The organism is Novosphingobium cyanobacteriorum (genome assembly GCF_029436685.1).
Taxonomy (GTDB): domain Bacteria; phylum Pseudomonadota; class Alphaproteobacteria; order Sphingomonadales; family Sphingomonadaceae; genus Novosphingobium; species Novosphingobium cyanobacteriorum.
The window spans coordinates 112695-136243 of sequence record NZ_JAROCY010000002.1; the positions used below are offsets into that span (position 1 = coordinate 112695).

At 66.4% G+C, this 23549-nt stretch carries 22 protein-coding genes and 1 riboswitch; of the genes, 13 read left to right on the forward strand and 9 right to left on the reverse strand.

Annotated elements, in window-relative coordinates; all coding sequences use genetic code 11:
- Positions 1-66: 66 nt before the first annotated feature.
- Together POM99_RS02325 and lgt are read right to left on the reverse strand one after the other, a co-directional pair.
- Entirely contained in the window at positions 67-1143 is a 1077-nt protein-coding gene (locus POM99_RS02325) for a class I SAM-dependent methyltransferase (RefSeq protein WP_277275188.1), read from the reverse strand.
- A 4-nt stretch (positions 1144-1147) separates the two neighbouring features.
- Positions 1148-2011, reverse strand: a complete 864-nt coding sequence (gene lgt / locus POM99_RS02330; RefSeq protein ID WP_277275190.1) for a prolipoprotein diacylglyceryl transferase — start codon at positions 2009-2011, stop codon at positions 1148-1150.
- Positions 2012-2160: 149 nt separating this feature from the next.
- Here lgt and POM99_RS02335 point away from each other — a divergent pair, with 149 nt between their 5' ends.
- The 3 genes from POM99_RS02335 to POM99_RS02345 all read left to right on the forward strand — a co-directional run bounded on the left by POM99_RS02335 (position 2161) and on the right by POM99_RS02345 (position 7340).
- On the forward strand, positions 2161-3867 hold the full coding sequence (locus POM99_RS02335) for a class I adenylate-forming enzyme family protein (RefSeq protein ID WP_277275377.1): 1707 nt from the start codon (positions 2161-2163) through the stop codon (positions 3865-3867).
- A gap of 67 nt (positions 3868-3934) precedes the next feature.
- On the forward strand, positions 3935-6679 hold the full coding sequence (locus tag POM99_RS02340; RefSeq protein ID WP_277275192.1) for a [protein-PII] uridylyltransferase: 2745 nt from the start codon (positions 3935-3937) through the stop codon (positions 6677-6679).
- Between the two features lie 100 nt (positions 6680-6779).
- On the forward strand, positions 6780-7340 hold the full coding sequence (locus tag POM99_RS02345; protein WP_277275194.1) for a YqgE/AlgH family protein: 561 nt from the start codon (positions 6780-6782) through the stop codon (positions 7338-7340).
- Between the two features lie 64 nt (positions 7341-7404).
- Here POM99_RS02345 and gltX read toward each other — a convergent pair whose 3' ends face one another.
- Positions 7405-8745 carry a glutamate--tRNA ligase gene (gene gltX, locus POM99_RS02350; RefSeq protein WP_277275195.1) on the reverse strand — a complete coding sequence of 447 codons (1341 nt, stop codon included), beginning with the start codon at positions 8743-8745 and terminating at the stop codon, positions 7405-7407.
- Positions 8746-8834: 89 nt separating this feature from the next.
- Here gltX and POM99_RS02355 point away from each other — a divergent pair, with 89 nt between their 5' ends.
- Positions 8835-9095, forward strand: coding sequence for a type II toxin-antitoxin system Phd/YefM family antitoxin (locus POM99_RS02355; RefSeq protein WP_277275196.1), 261 nt, complete (start codon positions 8835-8837; stop codon positions 9093-9095).
- Positions 9092-9481 (forward strand): type II toxin-antitoxin system VapC family toxin, encoded by a 390-nt coding sequence (locus POM99_RS02360; RefSeq protein WP_277275197.1) that lies wholly within the window; start codon positions 9092-9094, stop codon positions 9479-9481. The genes POM99_RS02355 and POM99_RS02360 overlap by 4 nt, the downstream gene beginning before the upstream one ends.
- A 7-nt stretch (positions 9482-9488) precedes the next feature.
- On the opposite strand, the gene POM99_RS02365 is transcribed toward POM99_RS02360, so the two are convergent.
- A complete protein-coding gene (locus POM99_RS02365) occupies positions 9489-9911 on the reverse strand; it encodes a hypothetical protein (protein ID WP_277275198.1) in 423 nt (140 codons plus the stop codon).
- Positions 9912-10001: 90 nt separating this feature from the next.
- Positions 10002-11669 (reverse strand): NAD+ synthase, encoded by a 1668-nt coding sequence (locus POM99_RS02370; RefSeq protein ID WP_277275199.1) that lies wholly within the window; start codon positions 11667-11669, stop codon positions 10002-10004.
- Between the two features lie 128 nt (positions 11670-11797).
- Between POM99_RS02370 and POM99_RS02375 the strand changes: the two genes are divergently transcribed.
- The 6 genes from POM99_RS02375 to POM99_RS02400 all read left to right on the forward strand — a co-directional run bounded on the left by POM99_RS02375 (position 11798) and on the right by POM99_RS02400 (position 16772).
- Positions 11798-12733 carry a ribose-phosphate pyrophosphokinase gene (locus POM99_RS02375; RefSeq protein WP_277275200.1) on the forward strand — a complete coding sequence of 312 codons (936 nt, stop codon included), beginning with the start codon at positions 11798-11800 and terminating at the stop codon, positions 12731-12733.
- Positions 12734-12877: 144 nt separating this feature from the next.
- Positions 12878-13669, forward strand: coding sequence for a calcium-binding protein (locus POM99_RS02380; protein ID WP_277275201.1), 792 nt, complete (start codon positions 12878-12880; stop codon positions 13667-13669).
- Between the two features lie 253 nt (positions 13670-13922).
- Positions 13923-14843, forward strand: coding sequence for a calcium-binding protein (locus POM99_RS02385; protein WP_277275202.1), 921 nt, complete (start codon positions 13923-13925; stop codon positions 14841-14843).
- A 101-nt stretch (positions 14844-14944) separates the two neighbouring features.
- Positions 14945-15706, forward strand: coding sequence for a glutathione S-transferase family protein (locus POM99_RS02390; RefSeq protein WP_277275203.1), 762 nt, complete (start codon positions 14945-14947; stop codon positions 15704-15706).
- Positions 15706-16410 carry a glutathione S-transferase N-terminal domain-containing protein gene (locus POM99_RS02395; protein WP_277275204.1) on the forward strand — a complete coding sequence of 235 codons (705 nt, stop codon included), beginning with the start codon at positions 15706-15708 and terminating at the stop codon, positions 16408-16410. The genes POM99_RS02390 and POM99_RS02395 overlap by 1 nt, the downstream gene beginning before the upstream one ends.
- 95 nt (positions 16411-16505) lie before the next feature.
- Positions 16506-16772: a hypothetical protein gene (locus POM99_RS02400; protein WP_277275205.1), complete on the forward strand. Its 267-nt coding sequence runs from the start codon at positions 16506-16508 to the stop codon at positions 16770-16772.
- A 148-nt stretch (positions 16773-16920) separates the two neighbouring features.
- Here POM99_RS02400 and POM99_RS02405 read toward each other — a convergent pair whose 3' ends face one another.
- Both POM99_RS02405 and POM99_RS02410 read right to left on the reverse strand, forming a co-directional pair.
- Positions 16921-19257 (reverse strand): calcium-binding protein, encoded by a 2337-nt coding sequence (locus POM99_RS02405; protein ID WP_277275206.1) that lies wholly within the window; start codon positions 19255-19257, stop codon positions 16921-16923.
- Between the two features lie 625 nt (positions 19258-19882).
- Positions 19883-20827, reverse strand: coding sequence for a helix-turn-helix domain-containing protein (locus POM99_RS02410; RefSeq protein ID WP_277275207.1), 945 nt, complete (start codon positions 20825-20827; stop codon positions 19883-19885).
- Between the two features lie 176 nt (positions 20828-21003).
- Between POM99_RS02410 and POM99_RS02415 the strand changes: the two genes are divergently transcribed.
- Positions 21004-21795, forward strand: coding sequence for an inositol monophosphatase family protein (locus POM99_RS02415; protein ID WP_277275208.1), 792 nt, complete (start codon positions 21004-21006; stop codon positions 21793-21795).
- A 60-nt stretch (positions 21796-21855) separates the two neighbouring features.
- Positions 21856-22470 (forward strand): NAD(P)-dependent oxidoreductase, encoded by a 615-nt coding sequence (locus tag POM99_RS02420; RefSeq protein WP_277275209.1) that lies wholly within the window; start codon positions 21856-21858, stop codon positions 22468-22470.
- A 48-nt stretch (positions 22471-22518) separates the two neighbouring features.
- On the opposite strand, the gene bfr is transcribed toward POM99_RS02420, so the two are convergent.
- Positions 22519-22998, reverse strand: a complete 480-nt coding sequence (gene bfr / locus POM99_RS02425; RefSeq protein ID WP_277275210.1) for a bacterioferritin — start codon at positions 22996-22998, stop codon at positions 22519-22521.
- Between the two features lie 87 nt (positions 22999-23085).
- On the reverse strand, positions 23086-23265 hold the full coding sequence (locus POM99_RS02430) for a (2Fe-2S)-binding protein (protein WP_277275211.1): 180 nt from the start codon (positions 23263-23265) through the stop codon (positions 23086-23088).
- Between the two features lie 150 nt (positions 23266-23415).
- Positions 23416-23526: riboswitch (SAM-I-IV-variant riboswitch) on the forward strand.
- Positions 23527-23549 lie beyond the last annotated feature (23 nt).

Below are 23549 nucleotides of genomic sequence, written 5' to 3' on the forward strand. Positions count from 1 at the left end.
TGTCCCGGCCTCTTTTGCGATGGGTTCGCAACCGGGGGGCACAGGCCCCGCCCGTGGCGGATTCGCTCAGAAGCCGGCCCCGTCGGGCCAGCCCGGTGCGGCCAGCCCCATGACCTTGAACAGCGCACCCATCTGGCCCTCGCCGGTCAGCCGCTCCAGCGCGGTGGCGATCGCCGGCTCGTGCTCTGGCGCGGCGGCGGCCAGGGCCTGCGCCCGCGCCTCGATCCCCAGCGCGCGCAGGAAGCGGCCCTGCTCGGTCGTGCCCAGGTGCCGCACCTCGCGCGCGGCGGCGATTGCGGCCAGGGCGCTGAAATCGACATGCGCGGTCAGGTCGGCCGCGCCAGGCGTGGCGAAGGGATCGACCTTGCGATGTGCGCGCACCGCCTGCAGCGAACTGCCCAACAATGGTGCGGCATGGCCATAATCGATCAGCAGTGCTGCACCGCCCTGCGCCGCCAGCCGGCCGCACACTTCATACATCACCGCGGCCGACGCCGGACTGGTCTCGAGGATCGCGCCTTCGGGCGCATCGGCCAGATGGGCGGGGACGGCCGCATCCATCGGCCGGTCTCCCACCACCGGCAGCAGTCGCGCCGCCTCGCCCTGTCCTTCCACGCCCACCATCCGCTCGCGCCAGCCGCTTGCGGTGCGCACCAGCTGGCGCACGGGAAGGGCGTCAAGGAACTCGTTGCCCACGATCAGCACCGGCCCGTCGTGCGGCACGGTGGAAAGGTCGGCATGCCACTGCGCGCGCGGCAGGCGCTCCGCCTGCACCACCTTCAGCGCGGTGCTCGCTTCCACCAGGTGGATGCGCGGCTCCAGGCCATAGCGGCGCGCGGCGCGCAGCGCATCATGCGCCAGCGTGCCTCGGCCCGGACCCAACTCGACATAGTGGACCGGGGCAGGGCGGCCTGCGCGGATCCAGATGTCGGCCAGCCACAGGCCGATCAGTTCGCCGAACATCTGGCTGATCTCTGGCGCAGTGATGAAATCGCCCGCGCCGCCCAGCGGATCACGCGTGTTGTAGTAATGCGCGTTCGATTCCGCCATGAACTGGGCGATCGAGATCGGCCCGGTCGCCGCGATCAGCCGCGCGAAGGTGGCGCGCAGGTCCTTTTCCTCCATCGCCCCGGTCCGGTCCATTGCCTCAGGCGGGCATCGCCTTGACCGATACGGACTCGGGCGGCCGGGTCAGCGCGCGGATGATCAGGCCCAGTCCGATCGCCATCATCGGCAGGGTCAGCCACTGGCCCATCGACAGGCCTGAGCGGTGGGCAAAGTCCTGCAGCTGCGCATCGGGCTCGCGGAAGAATTCCACCGTGAAGCGCGAGATCGCATAGCCCAGCGTGAACACGCCGACGATCAGGCCTGTGCGCCACCGGGCCCTCGTCTTCCAGAACAGCAGCAGCAGCACCGTGCCCAGCACGATCCCTTCCAGCACCGCTTCATAGAGCTGGCTGGGGTGGCGCGGCATCGGGCCTGCGCCGGGAAACACCATCGCCCACGGCACGCCGGAATCGGTCACCCGGCCCCACAGCTCCCCGTTCACGAAGTTGGCGCAACGGCCGAAGAACAGGCCGAAGGGAACGCACGGTGCGATGTAGTCGCACACGCGCAGGAACTTCAGGCGGCCCTGCCACGATACCCAGGCGATGGCGATCACCGTGCCGATCAGCCCGCCGTGGAAGCTCATGCCCCCTTCCCACAGCTTCACCAGGTTCTGCGGGTGGGTCAGCAGTTCGGGCGCATAGAACACCGCATAGCCCAGTCGCCCCCCCAGGATGATGCCCAGCGTGGCATAGAAGAACAGGTCGTCGGCATGGCGTTGCGCCATCGGCGCGCCTGGCTGCTTCAGCATCTTGGTCAGGTGCCAGTATCCCAGCAGGATTCCGGCGAGATAGGCCAGCGAGTACCACTTGATGGTGAAGAAGCCGAGGTCGAGAGCGATCGGCGAGAGGTGGAGATCGGTCCAGCTAAGCGGTTGATGGATCGCCGCGGAAGCCGTAGCCAAGAGGGACAACAAAGTGCCGAACTCCCTGAAAGTTGCGGGATGATCTGATTTGACGCTACCGTGGCGGGGCGGCGTCATTGCGGGCCTTCTGGCACAGGGCGCACGTGCAAAGAAGCCCCAAAAGGGGCATGATGGAGAGAGACGCCACGATGCAGACCCAGCTCGACCGGGACCTAGCGCGGATCATGGATGGCCTCACCGGCCCGGACGGCATGTTCGCGCTGTCCAGCCAGCGCCGCTACGATCGCGACCTGCCGGTTATCGCCGCCGCACCGCCCAGCCTGCCCGCCTATTTCGCGCATTTCTGCGAACAGCACGGAGATCGCGAATTCGTCGTCGATGGCGCCTGCCGCCTCACCTTCCGCGATGCCTACCGGCAGGCGCGGATGGTCGCGGGCGGGCTTGTCGAAGGCCATGGCCTGCAGAAGGGGGAACGCGTCGGCATCGCGGCCCGCAATTCCGCCAGCTGGGTCATCGCCTACATGGCCGTGCTCATGGCCGGCGGCTGCGCCGTGCTGCTCAACGGCTTCTGGTCTGGCGAGGAACTGGTCCATGGCATCGACCTTGTCGGCTGCCGCTATGTGCTGGCGGACCGGGCCCGGGCCGATCGCATCGCCGGCCATCCGCATGGCGCGCAGATCCTGCCGCTGCTCCACGATTGCCCCCCGCTCGAAGGGCTGGCCTCGCTCCTTGCCAACGGCGGCGGCGCGGATACGCCACTGCCCGACATCGCGGGTGACGACATCGCTAACGTGCTGTTCACTTCGGGCTCCACCGGCGTGTCCAAGGGGGCATGGTCCGATCACCGCGCCGTGGTGCAGGGCACCTTCAACTATCTCGCGCAGAGCGTCATGGTGCTCACCCTGCTGACCATGCGGGGTGAAGGCCCGGCGGAAGGCTCGCAGCCGATCGCCCTCGTCAATGTGCCCCTGTTCCACGTCACGGGCGAGATTCCGGTCCTGCTCCAGTCCTTCGCTCTGGGGCGCAGGCTGGTGATCATGGGCAAATGGGACGCTGTCGAGGCGATGAGGCTCATCGAGCGCGAGAAGGTGACCTACTTCGTCGGCGTCCCGCTGATGAGCTTCGAGATCGCCACGCATCCCGATCGCGACAAGTTTGACCTGTCCAGCTGCGTCACTTTCGCCGCGGGCGGCGCGCCCCGTCCGGTGGAACATGTCGACCGCATCCGCAAGGCGCTGCCCCATGCCTTCCCCGTGCTCGGCTATGGGCTGACCGAAACGAATGCCGTCGGCTGCGGCAACTTCAATGAAAACTACCTTGCCAAGCCAGGCAGCACCGGCGCGCCTTCGCGCCCGCTGGTGGACATGGCCATTCTCGATGACGCCGGAAACCCGCTGCCCCAGGGGCAGGTGGGTGAAGTGGCGATCCGCTCTATCGCCAATTTCCAGGGATACTGGGACAATCCCGAAGCCACCGCCGCCGCGGTCACCCCGGATGGCTACTTCCGCACTGGTGATCTCGGCTATCTCGATCCCGAGAACTACCTGTTCATCGTCGATCGCAAGAAGGACATCATCATCCGCGGCGGCGAGAACATCTCGTGCATCGAGGTGGAGGACGCGATCTACACCCACCCCTGCGTGGCCGAGGCCAGCGTCTTCGGCCTGCCGCACGAACTCTATGGCGAAGTGCCCGTGGCGGTCTATCTCGCCAAGCCCGGCTGCAGCGCCACCGAGGACGAACTGCGCGCCTTTCTCAAGGAGCACATTGCCGCCTTCAAGGTGCCGGTGAAGCTGTGGGAAGTTGCCGATCCGCTGCCCCGCCTCGGCACCGAGAAGGTGGACAAGCGCAGTTTGCGCGAACGCTACGGCAAGCAGTGGCCGGCTGCGACCTGACAGCAAGCAGATAAACGCAGACGTTTGGAAACTGACGCGCAGGATTTCGTGTTGTAAGGGCCGCATCATGACTCTGCCCCGCATCACAAATCAGCGCGCCATCGTCGACCGTCGCGCCCTGTCAGACGCCATCGCCGCCGCCCATGCCGCGGGCGGCGAAAAGTCGCGCCCGCAGGTGGTTGAACTGCTGCGCGCCGCGCTGGCGCAGGGGCGGGCGGAGATCGCCCGGCGTCTGTCGGAAAAGCCGTCGCACGGCACCGATTGCGCGCAGGCGCAGTCTTTCCTGGTCGATCAGCTGGTCCGCGTGATCCACGATCACGTCGTCGGCCACGTCTATCGCGCCAGCAACCGCTCCACGGGCGAACGCATCGCCATCCTTGCCGTCGGCGGCTACGGCCGGGGTGAGATGGCCCCGCATTCCGACGTGGACATCGCCTTCGTCACCCCCACGCGCCCCACCTCCTGGTGCGAACAGGTGATCGAATCGATGCTCTATTTCCTGTGGGACCTGGGGCTGAAGGTCGGCCACTCCAGCCGCTCGCTCGATGATCTCGTGCGCATGGCCAAAAGCGACCTCACCATCCGCACCGCCCTGCTCGAAGGGCGCTTCGTCTGGGGTGACCAGCCGCTTTACGAGGAAGGCTCCCGCCGTTTCTGGGCCGAAGTCGCGGCCGGCACCGAACGCCAGTTCGTCGCCGAAAAGCTGGCCGAGCGCAACGAACGGCACAAGCGGCTGGGTGACAGCCGCTATGTCGTCGAACCCAATGTGAAGGAGGGCAAGGGCGGCCTGCGCGATCTGCACACCCTCTACTGGATCGGCAAGTATATCCACAAGGTGCGCGATGCCAGCGAACTGGTCGATGTCGGCCTGCTAACAGCCGCAGAATACCGCGCGTTCCGCCGCGCCGAAAACTTCTTCTGGGCGGTGCGCTGCCATCTCCACGCGCTGACCAACCGCGCCGAGGACCGCCTCACCTTCGACATGCAGCGCGAAGTCGCCATGCGCATGAACTTCGCCGATCGCCCGGGCAAGAGCGCGGTCGAACGCTTCATGCAGTTCTTCTTCCTCCAGGCGAAGCAGGTCGGCTCGCTCACCGGCGTGTTCCTTGCCCAGCTCGATGAACAGTTCGCCCGGCAGAAGACCGGCTTCTTCGCCAAGCTCAAGGCCCGGCGCAAGCGCCGCATCGGCGGCTTCCCCATCGTGGCGGAAAAGATCGGCGTGGATGGAGATGATTTCTTCACCGCCGATCCGGTGCGTCTGGTGGAAATCTTCACGCTGGCCGATCGCGAAGGACTGGAAATCCATCCTGACGCGCTGCGCCTCGCCCGCCGCGATTCCGGCCTTATCGATGCCGCCGTGCGCAAGGACCCGCGCGCCAACGCCCTGTTCATGGATCTGCTCACCAGCCGCCACGATCCCGAAACCGCGCTGCGCTGGATGGGCGAGGCCGGCGTCTTCGGCCGCTTCGTTCCCGATTTCGGCCGTGTCGTGGCGCAGATGCAGTTCGACATGTACCATCACTACACGGTGGACGAACACACCATCCGCGCCATCGGCCTGCTCGCGCGGATCGAGCGTGGCGAGGAGCGTGACCAGCACCCGCTGTCGAGCGATGTCTTCTCCAAGATCGCCTCGCGCCGCGTGCTCTATGTCGCCACCATGCTCCACGATATCGCCAAGGGGCGGCGAGGCGATCATTCGGTGCTCGGCGCGGAAGTGGCGATGAAGCTGTGCCCCCGTCTTGGCATGTCCGCGGCCGAGACCGAAGCCGTTGCCTGGCTGGTGCGCTGGCACCTCTTGATGAGCGACACCGCCTTCAAGCGCGACCTTGCCGATTACAAGACCATCGCCGATTTCGCCGCCAAGGTGCAGAGCGTCGAGCGCCTGCGCCTGCTGCTGATCCTCACCATCGTCGATATCCGCGCCGTCGGCCCCGGCATCTGGAACTCGTGGAAGCGCCAGCTGCTGGGCGATCTCTACCTCGCCACCGAAGAGGTGCTGCGTCTTGGCCACAAGCAGCATGGCCGCGCTGAACGCATCGCCGCCAAGAAGAAGGCGGTGGCGGAGATCCTGCGCGAACGCGACAGCCTGATCGGCACCGTCGGCCGCCAGCTTGGCGATGCCTACTGGATCGCCGAACCGGAAGACATCATCGCCCTCAACCTGCAGCAGATGGACAGCGCGTTGGGTGAACCGCTGGCGGTCGAGGCGCATTACTATCCCGCGCGCGGCGCCACGCTCCTCACCGTGCTCGCGGCAGACCATCCGGGGCTGTTCTACCGCATCGCCGGCGGCATCCACCTGGCCGGCGGCAACATCATCGACGCGCGCATCCACACCGCGCGCAATGGCACCGCGGTCGACAATTTCCTGGTGCAGGATCCATTGGGCCGCCCGCTGAATGAAGAAGCGCAGATTGCCCGGCTCAAGAACGCCATCGCCGATGCGCTGGCCAACCGGGTCAAGCTGCTGCCCCAGCTCGTCGCCCGTCCGCTTTCGCGCCCGCGCGCCGATGCGTTCGAAGTGCAGCCCGTGGTGATCTTCGACAACAAGGCCTCGAACCGCTTCACCGTGATCGAGGTGGGCGCGCGCGATCGCCCGGCGCTGCTCAACCGGCTGGCGCGCGCGCTGTTCGAAGCGCGGCTGATCGTCCATTCCGCCCACATCGCCACTTATGGCGAACGCGCGGTCGATACCTTCTACGTCACCGATCCGCTGGGTGAGAAGATCACCTCTGAAACCCGCATGCGCAGCATCGAGAAACGGCTGGTCGAAGCCTCGGAGGAAATGGCCGCGCCCGTCGCCGCCTGATGGTCCTCGCCTGACGGACCATGCCTGATGAACGGTGAACGGCCCCCAAGGGCAAAGCCGCTGCTTTCCCCGGCGCGCGCAAGCGCGTAGGCTGCATGGAATGACCGAAGCGCAATACCTCTCGGGCCGCCTGCTCCTTGCCATGCCGGGCATGGGGGATGATCGTTTCGACCATGCCGTCATCGCCATGTGCGTGCATGATGAACATGGCGCGCTCGGCATCGGCATCGGCGCCGTGCGTGAAGGCATCACCTTCCACGGCCTGCTGCAGGATGTCGGCATCGATCCCGGCGTCGCGCCCGATGTGCCCGTCCTGTCCGGCGGTCCGGTGGAAACGTCGCGTGGCTTCGTGCTCCATTCCACCGATTGGGGTGGCACCGGCACGCTGCAGGTCACCGGCCTCTGCGCGCTCTCCGCCTCGATGGACGTGCTGCGCGCCATTGCCGACGGGAAGGGCCCGTCGAAGTGGCTGATCGCGCTTGGCTATGCCGGGTGGGGTGCCGGCCAGTTGGAAGGTGAGATGCGCCGCCACGGCTGGTTCGCCGCGCAGGGGAGCCCGGCCATCCTCTTCGAAACCCCCGTGACCGCCCGCTGGGCTGCCACCTGGCGCGGCGAAGGCATCGATCCCTCGCACCTCGTCGCCCAGACCGGCAGCGCCTGACGTGACCTAAGCTCAGGTCCCTGCCACCGTTCGTGTCGAGCGAAGTCGAGACTCCGCGCGCCGATCAACGCATTCCATCGAGTCCCAGCCGCCGCACCGCCTCATCCTTGGCGATCAACGGCAGCAAGGCCTTCATGTCCGGCCCATGGTCCATGCCGGTCAGCGCCTGGCGCAGCGGCAGGAACAGCGCCTTGCCCTTGCGCCCGGTCGCATCCTTCAGTGCCGCCGTCAGCGCGCCCCAGGGGTCGGTGGTCCAATCAAGCAATGCCGCAACCGTGGCGGCCTGATCCAGATACTCCCGCGTCTCCGCATCGAACTCTGGCCCGGCAACCGGTCCGGTCACCACCTGCCACCACTGCGCTGCTTCGCCCACATGGTTCAGGTTGGGCCTGATCGCTTCCCATGCCGCTTCGCCCATCCCGCCGGGCAGGCGGTCTGCCACCTCGGCAAAGGGCAGGGCGTGCACTACCGCAGCGTTCACCCGCTCCAGTTCCGCCTCGTCGAACCGCGCCGGCGCCCGGCCAAAGCGCGACAGGTCGAAGCTTGCAGCCAGCGCCGCCGCATCCAGCGAGGCGTCCACCGGGTCTGCCGTGCCCAGCCGCGCCAGCAGCGCCACCAGCGCCTGCGGCTCGATCCCGCTATCGCGCAGGTCCGCCACGCCCAGCGAACCCAGCCGCTTGCTCAGCTTGCCCTCGGTCCCGGTCAGCAGCGCCTCGTGCGCAAAGCGCGGGGCCTGCGCGCCCAGTGCTGCGAACATCTGCACCTGCGTGGCGGTGTTGGAAACGTGGTCCTCCCCGCGCAGCACATCGGTCACGCCCATGTCCACGTCGTCGATCGCCGAGGGCAGCATATACAGCCACGATCCGTCCGCCCGCCGCACCACCGGGTCCGACATCTGCTTCGGGTCGAAGTGCTGTGGCCCGCGAATGCCATCCACCCATTCGATTGGCGTGTCGTGGTCCAGCAGGAAGCGCCAGTGCGGCTGCTCCCCCGCCGCTGCCTTCGCCGCGTGGTCCTCGTCGGTCAGCTTCAACGCGCTGCGGTCATAGATCGGCGGCAGTCCCCGGCCCAGCAGCACCTTGCGCTTCAGCTCCAGCTCCTGCGCGGTTTCATAGCAGCGATAGAGCCTGCCGGCCGCCACCAGCCGTTCGAACGCCGCTTCATATATGGCAAAGCGCGCCGATTGCCGTTCCTCGCGTTCAGGCGTCAGGCCCAGCCATTGCAGGTCCGCGCGGATCGCCTCGACATGCTCCTCGCGGCTGCGCGCGGCGTCGGTATCGTCGATCCGCAGCAGGAACCGCCCTCCGCTGCGCCTGGCCAGCAGCCAGTTGTGCAGCGCCGTGCGGATATTGCCGACATGCAGGCGGCCGGTGGGCGAGGGCGCAAAGCGGGTAACAACCGTCATGCAGGCCCTATAGCGCGCCCGGTATGTCCGGCAAGCGGGGGTTGATGTGGACCATTCAATGGTCCATATCTGGCATTGGAGGTTCTCCGATGCAGATATCCCTCACTGAGGCAAAAGCGCAACTGACTGAACTTGTCCGCCGCGCCATGGCGGGTGACGAAGTCGTGTTGACCCGGCACGGACATGCTACCGTGCGCCTCGTGCCGGTACGGCAACCCGTCAGCGCAGATTCGCGCGCTGCGCTGATTGCAAGTGTGCGAGCCAGTGCCGCAGCGAAGGCTTCGGAAGGGCCGGATGCAGCCCGGAGCCAGGACTTTCTCTACGATGACGCGGACGGCCTGCCCAAGTGACCGTCGTCGATACATCGGCATTGATGGCGATACTTTTGGGTGAGGCAGCTGCGGATGCATGTGCCGCCGCAATCGAGGCGGATGAAGATCTGCTCATATCTGCCGCCACAGTTGCCGAAGCTTCGATCGTGGCGCGCAGACGCGGGCTTGGCGAACAAATGGGGTGCCTTCTCGATGGCCTTGGCATGGAAGTCGCGCCCGTGACCCCGGCTGATGCCCACGCCGTCGCCAGTGCCTACGAACGTTGGGGCAAAGGCATCCACCCAGCGGGTTTGAACTTTGGCGATTGCTTTGCCTATGCGCTGGCAAAGCGGGAAGGTGCACCGCTTCTGTTCGTAGGCGACGATTTTGCGCGCACGGATATCGTACCCCGCCTGGCTGGTTGACGTGCCACTAACCGAGCAAGGCCACCGCATGCACGCAGGCGTTCCACAGCGCCTCGTGCCGGTCCGCGCGGACGAAGCCCTGCAGCACCGCGCCAAAGCCCTTGCGGTCTCGCCCGCGCGCGGTGCGCACCATTGCCGCCAGCGTCGCCTCGTCCGGGGTCAGCCGCAGGCAGCAGGCGCGGCCCACCATGAACGGTTCGGGCCAGGTCCGCGTCACCGTGCGCACCATGTCCTGCAGCGCAAAGGCGGCTTCCAGGTTGCGGTGCCGCCGCGCCAGCTCGGGCACCGCGTCAATCCCGTCGCGCCCCGCCACCGCGCACAGCCGGATTGCGGATACCACCTGCACCCCCGCCAATGACAGCGATCGCAGGTCGCGCAGCTCGGCCAGCGCGGCAATCACGGCTTCGGCATTCGATGTGGTGGCAGGCATCGCAGGCGCTCCTTTAATTGCGAACGATTCGCAACTTACCCAAACACACGCCGCCGTCAATGCGAATGGTTCGCAATAAGATCGCTCAGGTCACGCCGTCCGGAATCCGTGCGTAATCGGATACCGCCGATCGCGGCCAAAGTTCCGCATGCCCAGCTTCACCCCCGGCGGGGCCTGCCGCCGCTTGTATTCGGCCAGGTGCAACAGCCGCTCGACCCGTTCCACGGTGGCCCGGTCATGCCCCTCGGCCACCACCTGGTTTACGCTCTTCTCGTTCTCGACCAGGCCCGTCAGGATCGCGTCGAGCACCGGATAGTCGGGCAGGCTGTCCGAATCCTTCTGGTCCGGGCGCAGTTCCGCGCTAGGCGGCTTGGTGATGATCCGCTGCGGCATCACCGGCCCCTGCGGCCCCAGCCCGATCTTGGGCCGCGCCCCATTGCGCCATTCGGAAATCGCGAAGACCGTGGTCTTGTAAGCATCCTTCAGCGGATTGTACCCGCCGTTCATGTCACCATAGATCGTGGCATAGCCAACGCTCATCTCGCTCTTGTTGCCCGTGGTCACCAGCATCGGGCCAAACTTGTTGGACAGCGCCATCAGCGTCGTGCCGCGGATGCGCGATTGCAGGTTCTCTTCGGTCAGGTCCGGCTCGCGCCCGGTAAAGGCGGGGGCCAGCATCTCGGCAAAGGCATCCACCGCCGGCGCGATGGGAATCGTGTCCAGCCGTACCCCCAGCATCCGCGCGCAGCCCTCTGCATCCTCAAGGCTCTCGTTGCTGGTATAGCGGCTGGGCATCATCACGCACCACACCCGCTCCGCGCCCAGCGCATCCACCGCGATCGCGGCGCAGATCGCGCTGTCGATCCCGCCCGAAAGGCCCAGCATCACGCCGGGAAAGCGGTTCTTGTTCACATAATCGCGCAGGGCGAGCACCATCGCGCAATATATGTCCTCGGGGTGCTCGGCCAGGTCCGCCACGTCGCCCGCGTCGCAGCGCCAGCGGTGCCCGGTGCCCGAAGCCACGCGGTTCCACGTGGTGTGGACCACTGCCTCTTCCCAGTCCGGCATCTGCACCCACAGTGCGCCTTCGGGGCCAACGACGAAGCTCGCCCCGTCGAACACCACCTCGTCCTGCCCGCCCACGCGGTTGACATAGGCCAGCGGGATGCCCGTATCGATCGCCCGGCGCTTTGCCACGCCGTCGATGCGCAGCACGTCCTTGTCGATCTCATAGGGGCTGCCGTTCACGCAGATGAAGATCTCCGCGCCCAGCTCGGCCAGATGGCGGCACACGTCCGGGTGCCAGATGTCCTCGCAGATCGGCAGGCCCAGCATCGCGCCCTTGAACAGCACCGGTTCGGGCAGGGGGCCGGGCAGGAAATAGCGTTTCTCGTCGAAGGTGCCATAGTTCGGCAGCTCGTACTTGAAGCGCACCGCCGCGATCTTGCCCCCTTCCAGCAGCGCCACCCCGTTGTGCAGCGCTCCGTCACGCACGAACACGCTGCCCACCAGCATCGCCGGCCCACCGTCGCGCGTCTTCGCCGCCAGCTTCTCCAGCTCCACCGCCGCCCGCTCGATCAGCGCGGGCTTCTGGATCAGGTCCTCGGGTGGATACCCGATCAGCTGCATTTCCGGGAAAACGATCAGGTCGCTCTGCGGCGATTGGGCGCGCACCGCCAGCATCGCCTCCACGTTCGCGGCAAGATCGCCCACCTTCTGGTTAAGCTGGGCGAGGGTGATGATCAGTGTGTCTGCCATATCCTCTCCCTAGGGGCCAACTCTCCCCGCGCGCAAGAGTTGCGGATAGCCACCGTAGAATCGTTGCAATAGTGTCATCATGGGCTAAGGGCGCGCCAAGGGATAAGAGCAGAGGGACTCGCCATCCGATGAAGATCATGTCCGGCAACGGCAATCTGCCGCTCGCGCGCGCGATTGCCGCCTACCTCGAACTGCCGCTGACTGACGCCAGCGTGCGCCGTTTCGCGGACGAGGAAGTCTTCGTCGAAATTCACGAGAACGTGCGTGGCGAGGACGTCTTCCTCGTCCAGTCTACCAGCTACCCGGCGAACGACAACCTGATGGAACTGCTGATCTGCATCGATGCGCTGCGCCGCGCCTCGGCCAAGCGGATCACCGCGGTGGTGCCCTATTTCGGCTATGCCCGGCAGGATCGCAAGCCTGGCCCGCGCACGCCGATCTCGGCAAAGCTGGTGGCGAACCTGATCACCCAGGCCGGGGCTGACCGTGTGCTCTCGGTCGATCTCCACGCCGGGCAGATCCAGGGCTTCTTCGATATCCCCACCGACAACCTCTTCGCTGCGCCGGTCATGGCGGCAGACATCCAGACGCGCTACGGCGGGCAGTCGCTGATGGTCGTTTCGCCCGACGTGGGCGGCGTGGTCCGCGCCCGTGCGCTGGCCAAGCGGCTCGACAACGCCCCGCTCGCCATCGTGGACAAGCGGCGTGACAAGCCCGGCCAGTCCGAAGTGATGAACATCATCGGTGACGTGAAGGGCCGCATGTGCATCCTGATCGACGATATCATCGATTCCGGTGGCACCCTGTGCAACGCGGCGCAGGCGCTGATGGATGCCGGCGCTTCCGGCGTCGCCGCCTACATCACCCACGGCGTGCTCTCGGGCGGCGCGGTCGCCCGCGTCGGCAATTCGGCGCTCAAGGAGCTGGTGATCACCGACACCATCCTGCCGACCGACGCCACCAAGGAATGCAACCGCATCCGCGTCCTCACCATCGCGCCGCTGATCGGTGAGGCGGTGCGCCGCATCGCCGATGAAAGTTCGGTCAGCTCGCTGTTCGACTGAACCCTCGCGCTGCGGTTTTCCGCAGGGTGCGATGGTTACCCTGCCGTTACCTTTCGCGGGCCTAGGCAAAGGCCCGTGGCTGCGGCTTAACGCCAAATTGCTCCCGGTTGCGGCTCATGAGGCCGCAGCCTCACGGAGCAATCGATGTTCGCCGCGTTCTTCGGGTCCTTCTTCCCGTCCCCCGAATCCCGCCTGTCCGATCGCTGGGTCGCGCCGGTCGTCGCTTCCCAGCCCGATCCCGATGATCTCGATCATGATGGCCGCCCTGACGATATCCTCGTCGGCACCTCGGCCTCGGATGTCTGGCACGCCGGCCTCGGCAACGATCAGCTGCGCGGGCGTGATGGCAATGACAGGATCTTTGGCGATGACGGCAATGATGTGATCGCCGGCGACGAAGGCAATGATCAGCTCGAAGGCGGCGCCGGGAACGATACCGTGCTTGGCGGCAGCGGCAACGATATCGTGCGCGGCGATGATGGCACCGATCGCCTCTCGGGCGAATCCGGCAACGACATCGTCGATGGCGGCGCGGGCAACGATCGCATCAGCGGCGGATCGGGCAACGACATCATCACCGGCGGCGCGGGGCGCGATGTCGTCTCTGGCGAGGCCGGGGCCGACATCTTCGTCTTCAATGAAGGCGATTTCGCCTCCGCCAGCCCCGACCGGGCCGATTGCATCACCGATTTCAACCACGGCCAGGCCGATACCATCGATCTCACCGATATCGACGCCAACACGCGCGCTGCGGGCGAACAGTGGTTCACCTTCCTCGGTGACAAGGCCTTTACCGGCCGCCCCGGCCAGCTCCGCTATGAAGCGTTCGGCAACGGCGTGGTCGTGCTGGCTGACACGAATGGCGACCGCCTGGCCGATTTCGCCATCCGGCTCGACAACGTCACCAAGCTCGTGGAAACCGACTTCATCCTCTGATCGCAGGAAGCTGCGACTCGCTCGGCCGGGCGCGCTCACGCAGCGTGCAATGCCCGCAGCTGCGCACGGCTTGAGGTGACTGCCGTAAATTGCCTTTCCGGCCACCACATTGCGGCAATCAAGGCGGTACAACAGCCACGCTGGTTAACAGCTTGGTGATCCCGCGCCGTATAGGTGCGTTTTCACCTTCGCCTTAACCCGTCCTTCACTCCCTGCCTCCTTGCTTTTCCGGGGACTAGCAAAAGGCAGGGTCATGACGCTTCATCACACATTCCACGCGATCGATTCGAATGATCAGGGTCAGGATACCGACGGTGACGACCTGATCTCCGGCGGCATTGGCGACGATATCGAAAACGGCGGCCTCGGCAACGACGACATCAGCGGCGGTGACGGCAACGACGATCTCAACGGCGACGATGGCGACGACAATCTCGACGGCGGCACCGGTGACGACACGCTCGATGGCGGCAAGGGCAGCGACACCATGTTCGGTGGCATCGGGCACGATACTCTCCACGGCGGCGGCGGCATCGATCACCTTCACGGCGATGATGGTGACGATGACCTCAACGGCGGCGGCAACGACGACGATCTTGACGGCGGCACCGGCAACGACCACCTCGCCGGTGGTGGCGGGCATGATGTCCTCCACGGCGATGGCGGTGACGACAATCTTGCCGGTGGCAGCGGCGATGACGACCTGAACGGCGATGACGGCACCGACAAGCTTTCGGGTGGCACTGGCGACGACGATCTCAACGGCGGCGCCGGCAACGATGTGGTCAGGGGCGGCGATGGCGCCGACACTGTCGATGGCGGCACCGGCAAGGACAAGCTGGCCGGTGGTCTCGGTGCCGATACATTCGTCTTCGTCGATGGCGATTTTTCGGGGGCGACCCGTGGCGGCGCGGATCGCATCCAGGATTTCAGCCACGCCGATGGTGACAGGATCGATCTCACCGGCGTCGATGCCGACACCCTCACCGACGGGCACCAAGGCTTCACCTTCATCGGTGCAGATGCCTTCGGCAACCATGCGGGCGAACTGCGCTTCGAAGTGATCAAGGGAGATGGCGTGGTCTTTGGCGACACCGATGGCGATGGCGTGGCCGACTTCGCCATCCGCCTCGATGACGTCACCACGCTGGATGCGACCGACTTCATCCTCTGATCGACCAGTGCCCTGATCGCGCGCCTCGCGCTTTGGCTGGTTGACGGCCGGAGCCCAGGCGCGGACCTTGCCGTCCTTTCGCGGCAAGGGAGAGGCTGGCGATGCACTATCTGACGGTTGCCGAGGCGCAGGCCCTGCCGGGTCTGCGCCTCGTGCTCACGGCCGGCGTGCCTGGTCCCTGGGGCGAGGCGGCCAAGGCCGTGCTGGCCTTTCGCAAAGTCCCTTTCACGCCCGTGGCGCAGCAGGCCATGGCCCCGAACGAAGACCTGCTGGCCTGGACCGGCCACCGCAACGCCCCGATCGTGTGCCTCGATGATGAACCGCCGCTCACCGGCTGGCACGATATCCTGCTTCTGGCCGAACGGCTGGGGCAGGGGCCTTCGCTGCTCCCGGCCGATCCCGTGCAGCGCGCGCTCTGCCTCGGCCTCTGCCTTGAGATCGCCGGGCGCGACGGGCTGGGCTGGAACCGCCGGCATCAGATCATGGCCGCCTCCCTTTCGGCCGGCCCCGATCCCGCGCTCGATGCATTGGCTCGCACCTACCATGTCACGCCCGCCACCATCGCCGCCGCGCCCGCGCGCCTTGCGCAGATCCTCTCGGGCCTCGCTGCACAGTTGCGGCAACAGGCGGATCGGGGGTCCGGCTATCTCGTCGGCGATATGGTCAGCGCGGCAGACCTTTTCTGGGCCTGCTTCTCGATGATGCTCGCGCCCCTGCCGCAGGATGTGAACCCGATGCCGGACTGGCTGCGCGGGCCCTATGCCGATTGCGATCCGGTCACCATGGCCGCGCTCGATCCGCTGCTGATCGCGCACCGCGATCGCATCTATGCCCGCCACATCGGCCTGCCACTGGATTACTGATGATCGACTTCCACTTCTTCCCGTCGCCCAACACCTGGAAGGTGGCGATCATGCTGGAGGAATGCGGCCTCCCCTATCGCCTCGTGCCCGTGGACATCACCGCCGATGCCCAGTTCGCGCCCGAATTCCTGCGCATCAGCCCCAACAACCGCGTCCCCGCCATCGTCGATCACACTGCGCCGGATGGTTCGCAGCCGGTCTTCGAATCCGGCGCCATCCTGCTCTACCTTGCCGAAAAGACCGGGCGTTTCCTCAGTCCCTCCGGCCCGGCGCGCGTCGCCGCGCAGGAATGGCTGATGTGGCAGATGGGCGGGTTGGGGCCAATGGCCGGGCAGGCGCACCATTTCCGCCGCTATGCCCCGGCGGGCAACGATTACGCCGTCGATCGCTACACGCGGGAATGCGCGCGGCTCTATCGCGTGCTTGATGCGCGACTCGCCGGGCGAAGCTGGATCGCGGATGATTATTCCGTTGCCGACATGGCCTGCTGGGGCTGGGTCTGGTTCCACCGCCTCCACGGGCAGGACCTCGGCGATTTCCCCCAGATCGGCCGCTGGTTCACCGCGATGTCCGCCCGCCCCGCGGTGCAGCGCGCGCAGGCCCTCGGCCACGATCTCGTCAGCCCCGCCTTCGCCCGCGTGCTGCAGCAGCCCGCCTATGATGAAGACCCCCTGTTTGCGGCGGACACGACAAGGGTGAAATGACCCGCGGCCACGCGGCAATCCGGCACCATCCCTTGCCAGCAGCCCTGTGCGCGTTAGACCGTTGCCAGAGTCACTCGAACCCGGAAGATCCGCCGATGCCGTCAGCACCTCCACCCCGCGGCAAATGGCGCCCCTTCACCGGCACCCCGCGTTCGCGCCAACAGGACCGCGCCGCCACCAGCCTGCCCGGCCTGCTGCTCTTCGTGCTGATCATCGGCCTCGGCCTCAGCGCCCTCTTCACAGCCTTCACCCATGCGCGTGCCGTCCACGCCTTCACCGGCGCAGACCGCCCCCTGGCCCTGGCCGGCGCGGCGATGGTCCTGATCGGCCTGCTCCAGGCCCGCAAGCTGATCCGGGGGTAGCTCAGCACTGCCTGATTTCGCCTGGCGAATTTGAATGGAGCTATCCGTTGCCGGCTTGGCCCGACAGCGGGCAATTGCCCGGAATCGTTGGCAAATGGCTGCCCCTCATGGATGCCTTGCCTCGTGAAGGGGCGGGGCGCTTACCCCGTCACAGCACGAAGTCCGCCGCCTGCAGCACCGCGTCGGCACGTACCGAGATCACCATGTCGGCCAGCTTGTCGCCATCGGCGTCGATCTGCACGATCTGCCCGCCGGCCGCGCCGGTAACGCGCACCTCGCCCGCCGTGCCGGCAAACGCCGTGCTGCCGATGAAGCTCAGCGCATTGTCCACGCCGCCGGGCACGGGATCGAAGGCGGAAAGGTCGATGCGGTCGCCCTGCGCATGGCGGAAATCCAGCACGCGGTCGGCGGTGGCGGCGCTGGCGCCGCTCTCTCCGGCGGCGAACACAAAGGTGTCGGCCCCGGCGCCGCCGCTCAGCTTGTCGATACCCGCGCCGCCGGAAACGACATCGTTGCCGCCGTTGCCCACCAGCGTATTGTCCAGCGCGTTGCCGATCAGCACGTTATCCAGCGCATTGCCCTTGCCCGCCTTGGCCGCGCCCACCAGGATCAGGTTCTCGAGGTTCGCGCCCAGCACGTAGTTGATGCTGCTGACCACCGTATCCGTGCCCTGGTCGGCCTTCTCCACCACCACGTCGGCCAGGTTGTCCACGCCAAAGGCGTCGTCGCCCGATCCGCCTTCCATGCGGTCTGCGCCCTTGCCCCCGTCGATCAGGTCCTTGCCCGCGCCGCCAAGCAGCACGTCGTCGCCCGCGCCGCCGTCAAGGCTGTCGTCGTCGTTGCCGCCGTCCATCGTGTCATTGCCGATGCCGCCTTCCAGCAGATCGCGCCCTGCCCCGCCGGCCAGGCTGTCGTTGCCGCCCAGCCCGCGCAGGGTGTCGTCGCCGCGCCCGCCGTCCAGCGCGTTGGCGGCCTCGTTGCCGATCAGCAGGTTGGCCCCATCGTTACCATTGCCGCCGATCGCCGCATTGCCGCCGATCTGCAGGATCTCCACGTTCGCGGCCAAGGTATAGCCCTTCAGCGTGGAGATCACCTTGTCCACCCCGCTGGTGGCGATTTCGATGATCACATCTCCGGCGTTGTCGATGGTATAGGTGTCGTCGCCATAGCCGCCGGTCATGCGGTCGGCCCCGGTCCCACCGTCCAGCCTGTCGTCATACAGGCTGCCGGTCAGGCTGTCGTCGCCGCCCTTGCCCAGCAGGGTCCAGTTGGCCGTGGTCGGCGCGGTCAGGGTGTTGGCCGTGGCATTGCCGGCCAGCTGGTGCACCGTGTTGTCGATCGAGACGACGGCGGAATAGACGCCCCACGAATTGCCGTCGGCGCCGCTCACGTCGCTCCACGTCACGATGAAGCCGCCATCGGTCGCCGGCACCACGGTCGCCGCCCCGGCGCTCTGGCCTTGCGGGCTCAGCGTCATCATCCCGCCGAACTTCGTGCCATCGGGGTTGAACACCTGGGCCACAACCCGGTTCGATCCGTCCTGCGCCACGATCACGAACTTGCCCGATTTCAGCAGGGCGATGGAGGGTTCGTAATAGTTGTCGTACTTGTCGTTGTACTGAATGTCGGGCGTCACAGCTTCGCCGTTCTTGTCGAAGATGCGCACCTGGATGCCGCGCACCGGGGTGTCGCGCGCTTCATAGGCCGCCACGAAGCCGCCGCCCGGCAGGCCCAGCACATCCGCCTGCCCGCCGCTGGCGATATGCTCGGCAATGTCGATCGGCAGGGCAAAGGCCTTGGTCCCGTCGCTCGATATGATCTGCGCCCCGGTGCCCGCACCGTCTCGACTGTTGACCCAGGTCACCAGCACGCGCCCGTCGCTCAGCGCGGTGATTTCCGGCTGCTCGTCGGCCGAACGGTCCGGGTGGTCATACACCGCGATGTCGGCGCTCGTCGGCTTGCCCTTCGCATCGAAGAACTGCACGTGCAGGCGCGGATAGAAGACCCCCTTGAACTCCGCATTGCTCAGCCACACCGCCGCAAAGCCGCCGTTGGACAACGCCGTCAGCTGTGACTGGTACTGGTTGTATTCGGGCGCGGTGTTCAGCGTCAGCTCGGCCCGGATCGCCTCGCCCGCGGCGTTGAACATCTGCGCGCGCACTTCCACCGCCGGGCTGGTCTTGGCACCGCCCGCGTCGGTCCACGAGATCACGAACTCGCCCGATTTCAGCACCGCGATCGCCGGCTGCACCTGGTCGCCCGCCAGCGAGGTGTTGACCTGGATCTCGCCGCCCACTTTCGCGCCCTTGGCATCGAACACCTGCGCCATGATGCCGGCGCCGCTGTTGTCGCCATTCAGGCCGCTGGCGTCCACCCACGCCACCACATAGCCGCCATCGGCAAGCCGTCCGATCGCCGATTGGAACTGCTTGCCCGTCGTGGTGGTGTTCACCAGAACCGGGTCTTTCGCCACAAACGCCGTCATGTCTGCTCCTGCCTTTGGTGCGGGCAGGTTAAGGCACTGATGTGAAACGGTTCAACTGGGCATCGCCCCGTCTTTCCGTGATTGAATCCGTTTCCGCACTGTCCCGATCATCAGCAGCAATAATGGATCGTGATCGGAGGCAGTTGCGGAGCGCGCTTCGCCTCAATTGGCTTGCCAAACCTGCTTGCTTTGCTTTGCCCGCCACCGGATTTCTGAAGAACATTACTTTGCCTGCATGCCTCCGGCATCCAGCGCTGTTCTTGTTCTGCCAGCAGCGGAAGAACAGCGGAAGAACAGCCTGCTTCTCAGCAGGGCGGGGCCATTCGGCGGCACACGCCTGCGCCTGAATCCAACACAATAAATAACATACGCGTCTGTTATTATAATTATCCCTTTCCTACATGTCGAAAGGGACGTAAATTCGGCCACGATGGCTCCCTGAAATCGTCAACGCTTCCGCCAAGTGCCGGGTATCGCGGCGTTTTTCCGCCTCGCCACGGGACTCGCTCCGAGCGCCAAAGGGCCGGCGCGGCGCGAATTTGGATTCACCCCATTGGACAGTGTCAACTGTGTCAACCTCGCGCCCAGTGAGCCTGCGTCGCCACCGGCAACTTGGCGGGCCGGATCACTCCCAGGGGCGGATCTCGCCCGGGGCTATGCGGGCCATCATTTCCAGCCGGCGGGCCTGCCGCGTTTCCAGCGCTAGCGTCATCAGCGGCTGTGGCGTTTCCACGAACTGGCGCGGGCTCATCCCGAACAGTTCGGAGAACTCGCGGATCAGGTGGCTCTGGTCGTAATACCGCAGCGCCAGCGCCTCGGCCTCGTCCTTGTCGGCCACGCCGCGCAGGTGGCTGGCCATGTCGAGCGCGCGGGCGCGGCGCAGCACCTGCTTGGGCGGCATGCCGAAGTCGCGCCGGATGATCCGCTCCAGCCGCCGCTGCTCGATCGCGGCGCGTTCGGCAAACTGCTTGATGCTGATCGTCGGGTCGGCAAAAGCCGCGGCTTCGAACCGGGTGGTCGCCGGATCAGGCTCCGGCGCATCCAGAACGGCAATCCGTGTGCGCAGCCGGTCCTCCATCGCCAGGCACCAGGCTTCGGGCTCGGCATCGGGCGCGAACAGGCTGAACCATTCGTCCGGGTTGCCGCCGGCGTCCGCCATCGGCACGATCCAGTCCACGATCTCGGGCACTTTCGGCCCTTTCAGCACGTGGCACGCGCCGGGGCGCAGCATCGCTCCCACGCTGATGAAGCTGCCGGTCACGCTGATCGGCATGCGCCGAGATTGCGGGCCGAAGAACAGCGCGGACTTGCCCATTTCCATGCGCCCGTCCGCGGTATCGGCCGTCCATTGCCCGCGCAGCTGGATGCGGATGCAGGCGGCATCGTTGAACAGCCCGCAGTTCAGGCGGTATTCCGCCGGCATGTCCACCTTCGTTACATAAAGCCGGGCGATCCACGGGGCGAGGTCGTCGGCAGGCGCGCGGTTATAGCTGATCGGCTGGCCGTCGCGGGTCACCCCCCCGCCCGATGCGATCGACCTGTCCACCGCCGGTCGCTGCTTGCGCGTCACGTCATGCCCCCGTTGCCACACCTTGCCATGCCGCTCCCCTTAGCGGCCACCTTGCGGCGCGGCTGTGCCATATGTCACGCCCCATACAGCTTTGTGACGAACACGGCCAATACCCTGTATGCGGTAGACCCAACCCTTCTTGACCCGGGGTGGCGCATCGGGCCAAGGCTGCGGGCATGACCAGCACCGCACAGCTCGATGCCGATATCGCCCTTGCCCTGCGCCTTGCCGATGCGGCGGGCGAGGCGATCCGCCCCCATTTCCGCACCGTGACCGCCGAGCGCAAGGGCGATTCGACGCCCGTCACCCTGGCCGATACCGCGGCCGAAGAAGCCATGCGGGCCATCCTGCGGGCAGAGGTTCCGGCCGACACCATCATCGGCGAGGAGTTCGGCTCCACCGCAGGCACTTCCCGCCGCAGCTGGGTGCTCGATCCCATCGACGGCACTGCCGGTTTCCTTGCCGGGCGGCCGCTGTTCGGCACGCTGATCGCGCTGGTGGTGGAAGGCTTTCCGGTGCTGGGCGTGATCGACCAGCCGATCCTGGGCGAACGCTGGATCGGCGCGATCGGGCGGCCAACCACGCTGAACGGCCAGCCGGTGCGCACCCGCCCTTGCCGCGAACTGGCCAATGCCACCATCGCCACCACCGGTCCGCACTATTTCGACGATCACGAAGGCGCCCACTTCATGGCCCTGGCCGCCAAGACCGACCACAAGCGCATGGTCATGGGTGGAGACTGCTACAACTACGCCATGCTGGCCACGGGGCAGCTCGACATCGTGTGCGAGGCGAACCTGAAGCTGCATGACTGGGCCGCGCTGGTCCCGGTGGTGGAAGGCGCGGGCGGCACCATGGCGGACTGGAACGGTGAGCCGCTCCACGCCGGGTCCGATGGCCACGTGCTGGCGCTGGGTGATCCGGCGCGGCTGGATGACGTGGTGGAAGCGCTGGCCTGCGGGCACTGATCTTGCATCGCCCCGGCCCGCGTTCTACCATCTAACAAATGGTAGAATGGAGAGGCGGGCATGAAAGTGGCAGTTTTGGGCGCCAGCGGTCGCGCCGGGTCGGAAATCACACGGGAAGTGGCGGCGCGCGGGCATGAGGTGATCGCCATCGCGCGCAAGCCGGAGGCGATCCCGGCCGCACCGGGGGTCAGCGCCGTGGCGGGCGACGCCACCGATCCGCAGGCGCTGGCCGGGCTGATCCGGGGCGCAGACGCGGTGATCAGCGCGCTGCACTTTGACGTGAAGGCCGAGACGCTGCTGTCCGCGCTCAAGGCGGCGGGCGTGCCGCGCCTGCTGGTGACGGGCGGCGCGGCCAGCCTGGAAGTGGCGCCGGGCAAGAAGCTGTGGGACGTGATGGGCGCGACCCTGCCCGAGGAATGGAAGCCCGCGATCCTGGGCGGCATGGCGTTCCTGGACGACATTCGCAAGGAGCAGGAGATCGACTGGACGTTCTTCAGCCCCGCCGCCTTCATCGAGGTGGGCCCGCGCACCGGCACGTTCCGGCTGGGCACCGACCAGCTGGTGACCGACGAGAAGGGCGAGAGCCGGATCAGCTTTGCCGACTATGCCATCGCCATGGTCGATGAACTGGAACAGCACCGCCACCCACGGGCGCGGTTCACGGCTGCCTATTGACGAGGGCGCAAAGCCAGGCCGGGGCCACGGCCCCGGCGCCCTTACCGGTCAGCCCTCGGCCGCCTCGCTGTTCAGCTGCACGTAGTTCTGCAGGCCCATGCGCGCGATCATGTCGAACTGCTTTTCGATCACGTCGACATGCTCCTCCTCGCTTTCGAGGATCTCGGCGAAGAGATCGCGGCTGACGTAGTCACGCACGGATTCGCAGTGGGCGATGGCGTCCTTGAGCAGGGGGATCGCGTCCATCTCCAGCTCGAGATCGGCCTTGAGGATTTCCTCCACCGATTCGCCGATGCGCAGGCGGCCCAGCGCCTGGAAATTGGGCAGGCCATCCAGGAACAGGATGCGGTCGGCCAGCTTGTCGGCGTGTTTCATCTCGTCGATGGATTCGTGCCGTTCGTATTCGGCCAGCTTCTTCACGCCCCAGTTGGCCAGCAGGCGATAATGCAGCCAGTACTGGTTGATGGCGGTCAGTTCGTTGAACAGGGCCTTGTTCAGGAACTCGATGACCTTGGCGTCACCCTTCATGGCGCGTCTCCTGCTGGGGTTCTGGCGCAAGGATGCGCTGAGGCCGCGTCGCTGGCAAGCGGCCCGGAAAGGAAATGTCGGGGAAGATCAGGCGGGCTGGCAGGCGCGTTCGTCGGCCACGATCTCGTCGGCGTCTTCCAGGCACTGGCCGCACTGCGGCTTGAACCCCAGCCTGCCATAGAGTGCTTCGGCATCGCTGCGCGGGCAGCTGCGCGCCGCGCCACGCAGGTCCTTTTCACGAATGGCATTGCAGATGCAGACGTACATCGGCGCAGGCTCCCGTCGAGTCCTTCGCATTTGTAATGCGAGGCATTCGCAATAGCAAGTCCCCTTCGTCCAGGGTTCTTGCGCGATTGCATGCTGGGGCAGGAGGATCGCCCCGCATTGCAATTGCCGCATCGCGCGGCTACATGCCTTGATCAGCATCAAGAGTTGGGGAAGTCGCCCCGACGCCAACCTGCCTCTCCCGGCAAGGTGGCGCCTCCTGCACGGAGGGATGTGGCCGGTCCGGCAACGAAGCGGAGCCAAGCCCCATCTCGTAAAGCGCCTGT

What these genes read in the sequence shown, in the direction of transcription:
- POM99_RS02365 (WP_277275198.1), bottom strand. Translation starts at nt 9,911, where the DNA reads ATGCCTGCCACCACATCGAATGCCGAAGCCGTGATTGCCGCGCTGGCC.
- gltX (WP_277275195.1), bottom strand. Translation starts at nt 8,745, where the DNA reads ATGACGGTTGTTACCCGCTTTGCGCCCTCGCCCACCGGCCGCCTGCAT.
- POM99_RS02430 (WP_277275211.1), bottom strand. Translation starts at nt 23,265, where the DNA reads ATGTACGTCTGCATCTGCAATGCCATTCGTGAAAAGGACCTGCGTGGC.
- POM99_RS02400 (WP_277275205.1), top strand. Translation starts at nt 16,506, where the DNA reads ATGCCGTCAGCACCTCCACCCCGCGGCAAATGGCGCCCCTTCACCGGC.
- POM99_RS02390 (WP_277275203.1), top strand. Translation starts at nt 14,945, where the DNA reads ATGCACTATCTGACGGTTGCCGAGGCGCAGGCCCTGCCGGGTCTGCGC.
- POM99_RS02415 (WP_277275208.1), top strand. Translation starts at nt 21,004, where the DNA reads ATGACCAGCACCGCACAGCTCGATGCCGATATCGCCCTTGCCCTGCGC.
- POM99_RS02345 (WP_277275194.1), top strand. Translation starts at nt 6,780, where the DNA reads ATGACCGAAGCGCAATACCTCTCGGGCCGCCTGCTCCTTGCCATGCCG.
- POM99_RS02325 (WP_277275188.1), bottom strand. Translation starts at nt 1,143, where the DNA reads ATGGACCGGACCGGGGCGATGGAGGAAAAGGACCTGCGCGCCACCTTC.
- POM99_RS02340 (WP_277275192.1), top strand. Translation starts at nt 3,935, where the DNA reads ATGACTCTGCCCCGCATCACAAATCAGCGCGCCATCGTCGACCGTCGC.
- POM99_RS02370 (WP_277275199.1), bottom strand. Translation starts at nt 11,669, where the DNA reads ATGGCAGACACACTGATCATCACCCTCGCCCAGCTTAACCAGAAGGTG.
- POM99_RS02335 (WP_277275377.1), top strand. Translation starts at nt 2,161, where the DNA reads ATGCAGACCCAGCTCGACCGGGACCTAGCGCGGATCATGGATGGCCTC.
- bfr (WP_277275210.1), bottom strand. Translation starts at nt 22,998, where the DNA reads ATGAAGGGTGACGCCAAGGTCATCGAGTTCCTGAACAAGGCCCTGTTC.
- POM99_RS02375 (WP_277275200.1), top strand. Translation starts at nt 11,798, where the DNA reads ATGAAGATCATGTCCGGCAACGGCAATCTGCCGCTCGCGCGCGCGATT.
- POM99_RS02420 (WP_277275209.1), top strand. Translation starts at nt 21,856, where the DNA reads ATGAAAGTGGCAGTTTTGGGCGCCAGCGGTCGCGCCGGGTCGGAAATC.
- POM99_RS02380 (WP_277275201.1), top strand. Translation starts at nt 12,878, where the DNA reads ATGTTCGCCGCGTTCTTCGGGTCCTTCTTCCCGTCCCCCGAATCCCGC.
- POM99_RS02385 (WP_277275202.1), top strand. Translation starts at nt 13,923, where the DNA reads ATGACGCTTCATCACACATTCCACGCGATCGATTCGAATGATCAGGGT.
- POM99_RS02355 (WP_277275196.1), top strand. Translation starts at nt 8,835, where the DNA reads ATGCAGATATCCCTCACTGAGGCAAAAGCGCAACTGACTGAACTTGTC.
- POM99_RS02395 (WP_277275204.1), top strand. Translation starts at nt 15,706, where the DNA reads ATGATCGACTTCCACTTCTTCCCGTCGCCCAACACCTGGAAGGTGGCG.
- POM99_RS02405 (WP_277275206.1), bottom strand. Translation starts at nt 19,257, where the DNA reads ATGACGGCGTTTGTGGCGAAAGACCCGGTTCTGGTGAACACCACCACG.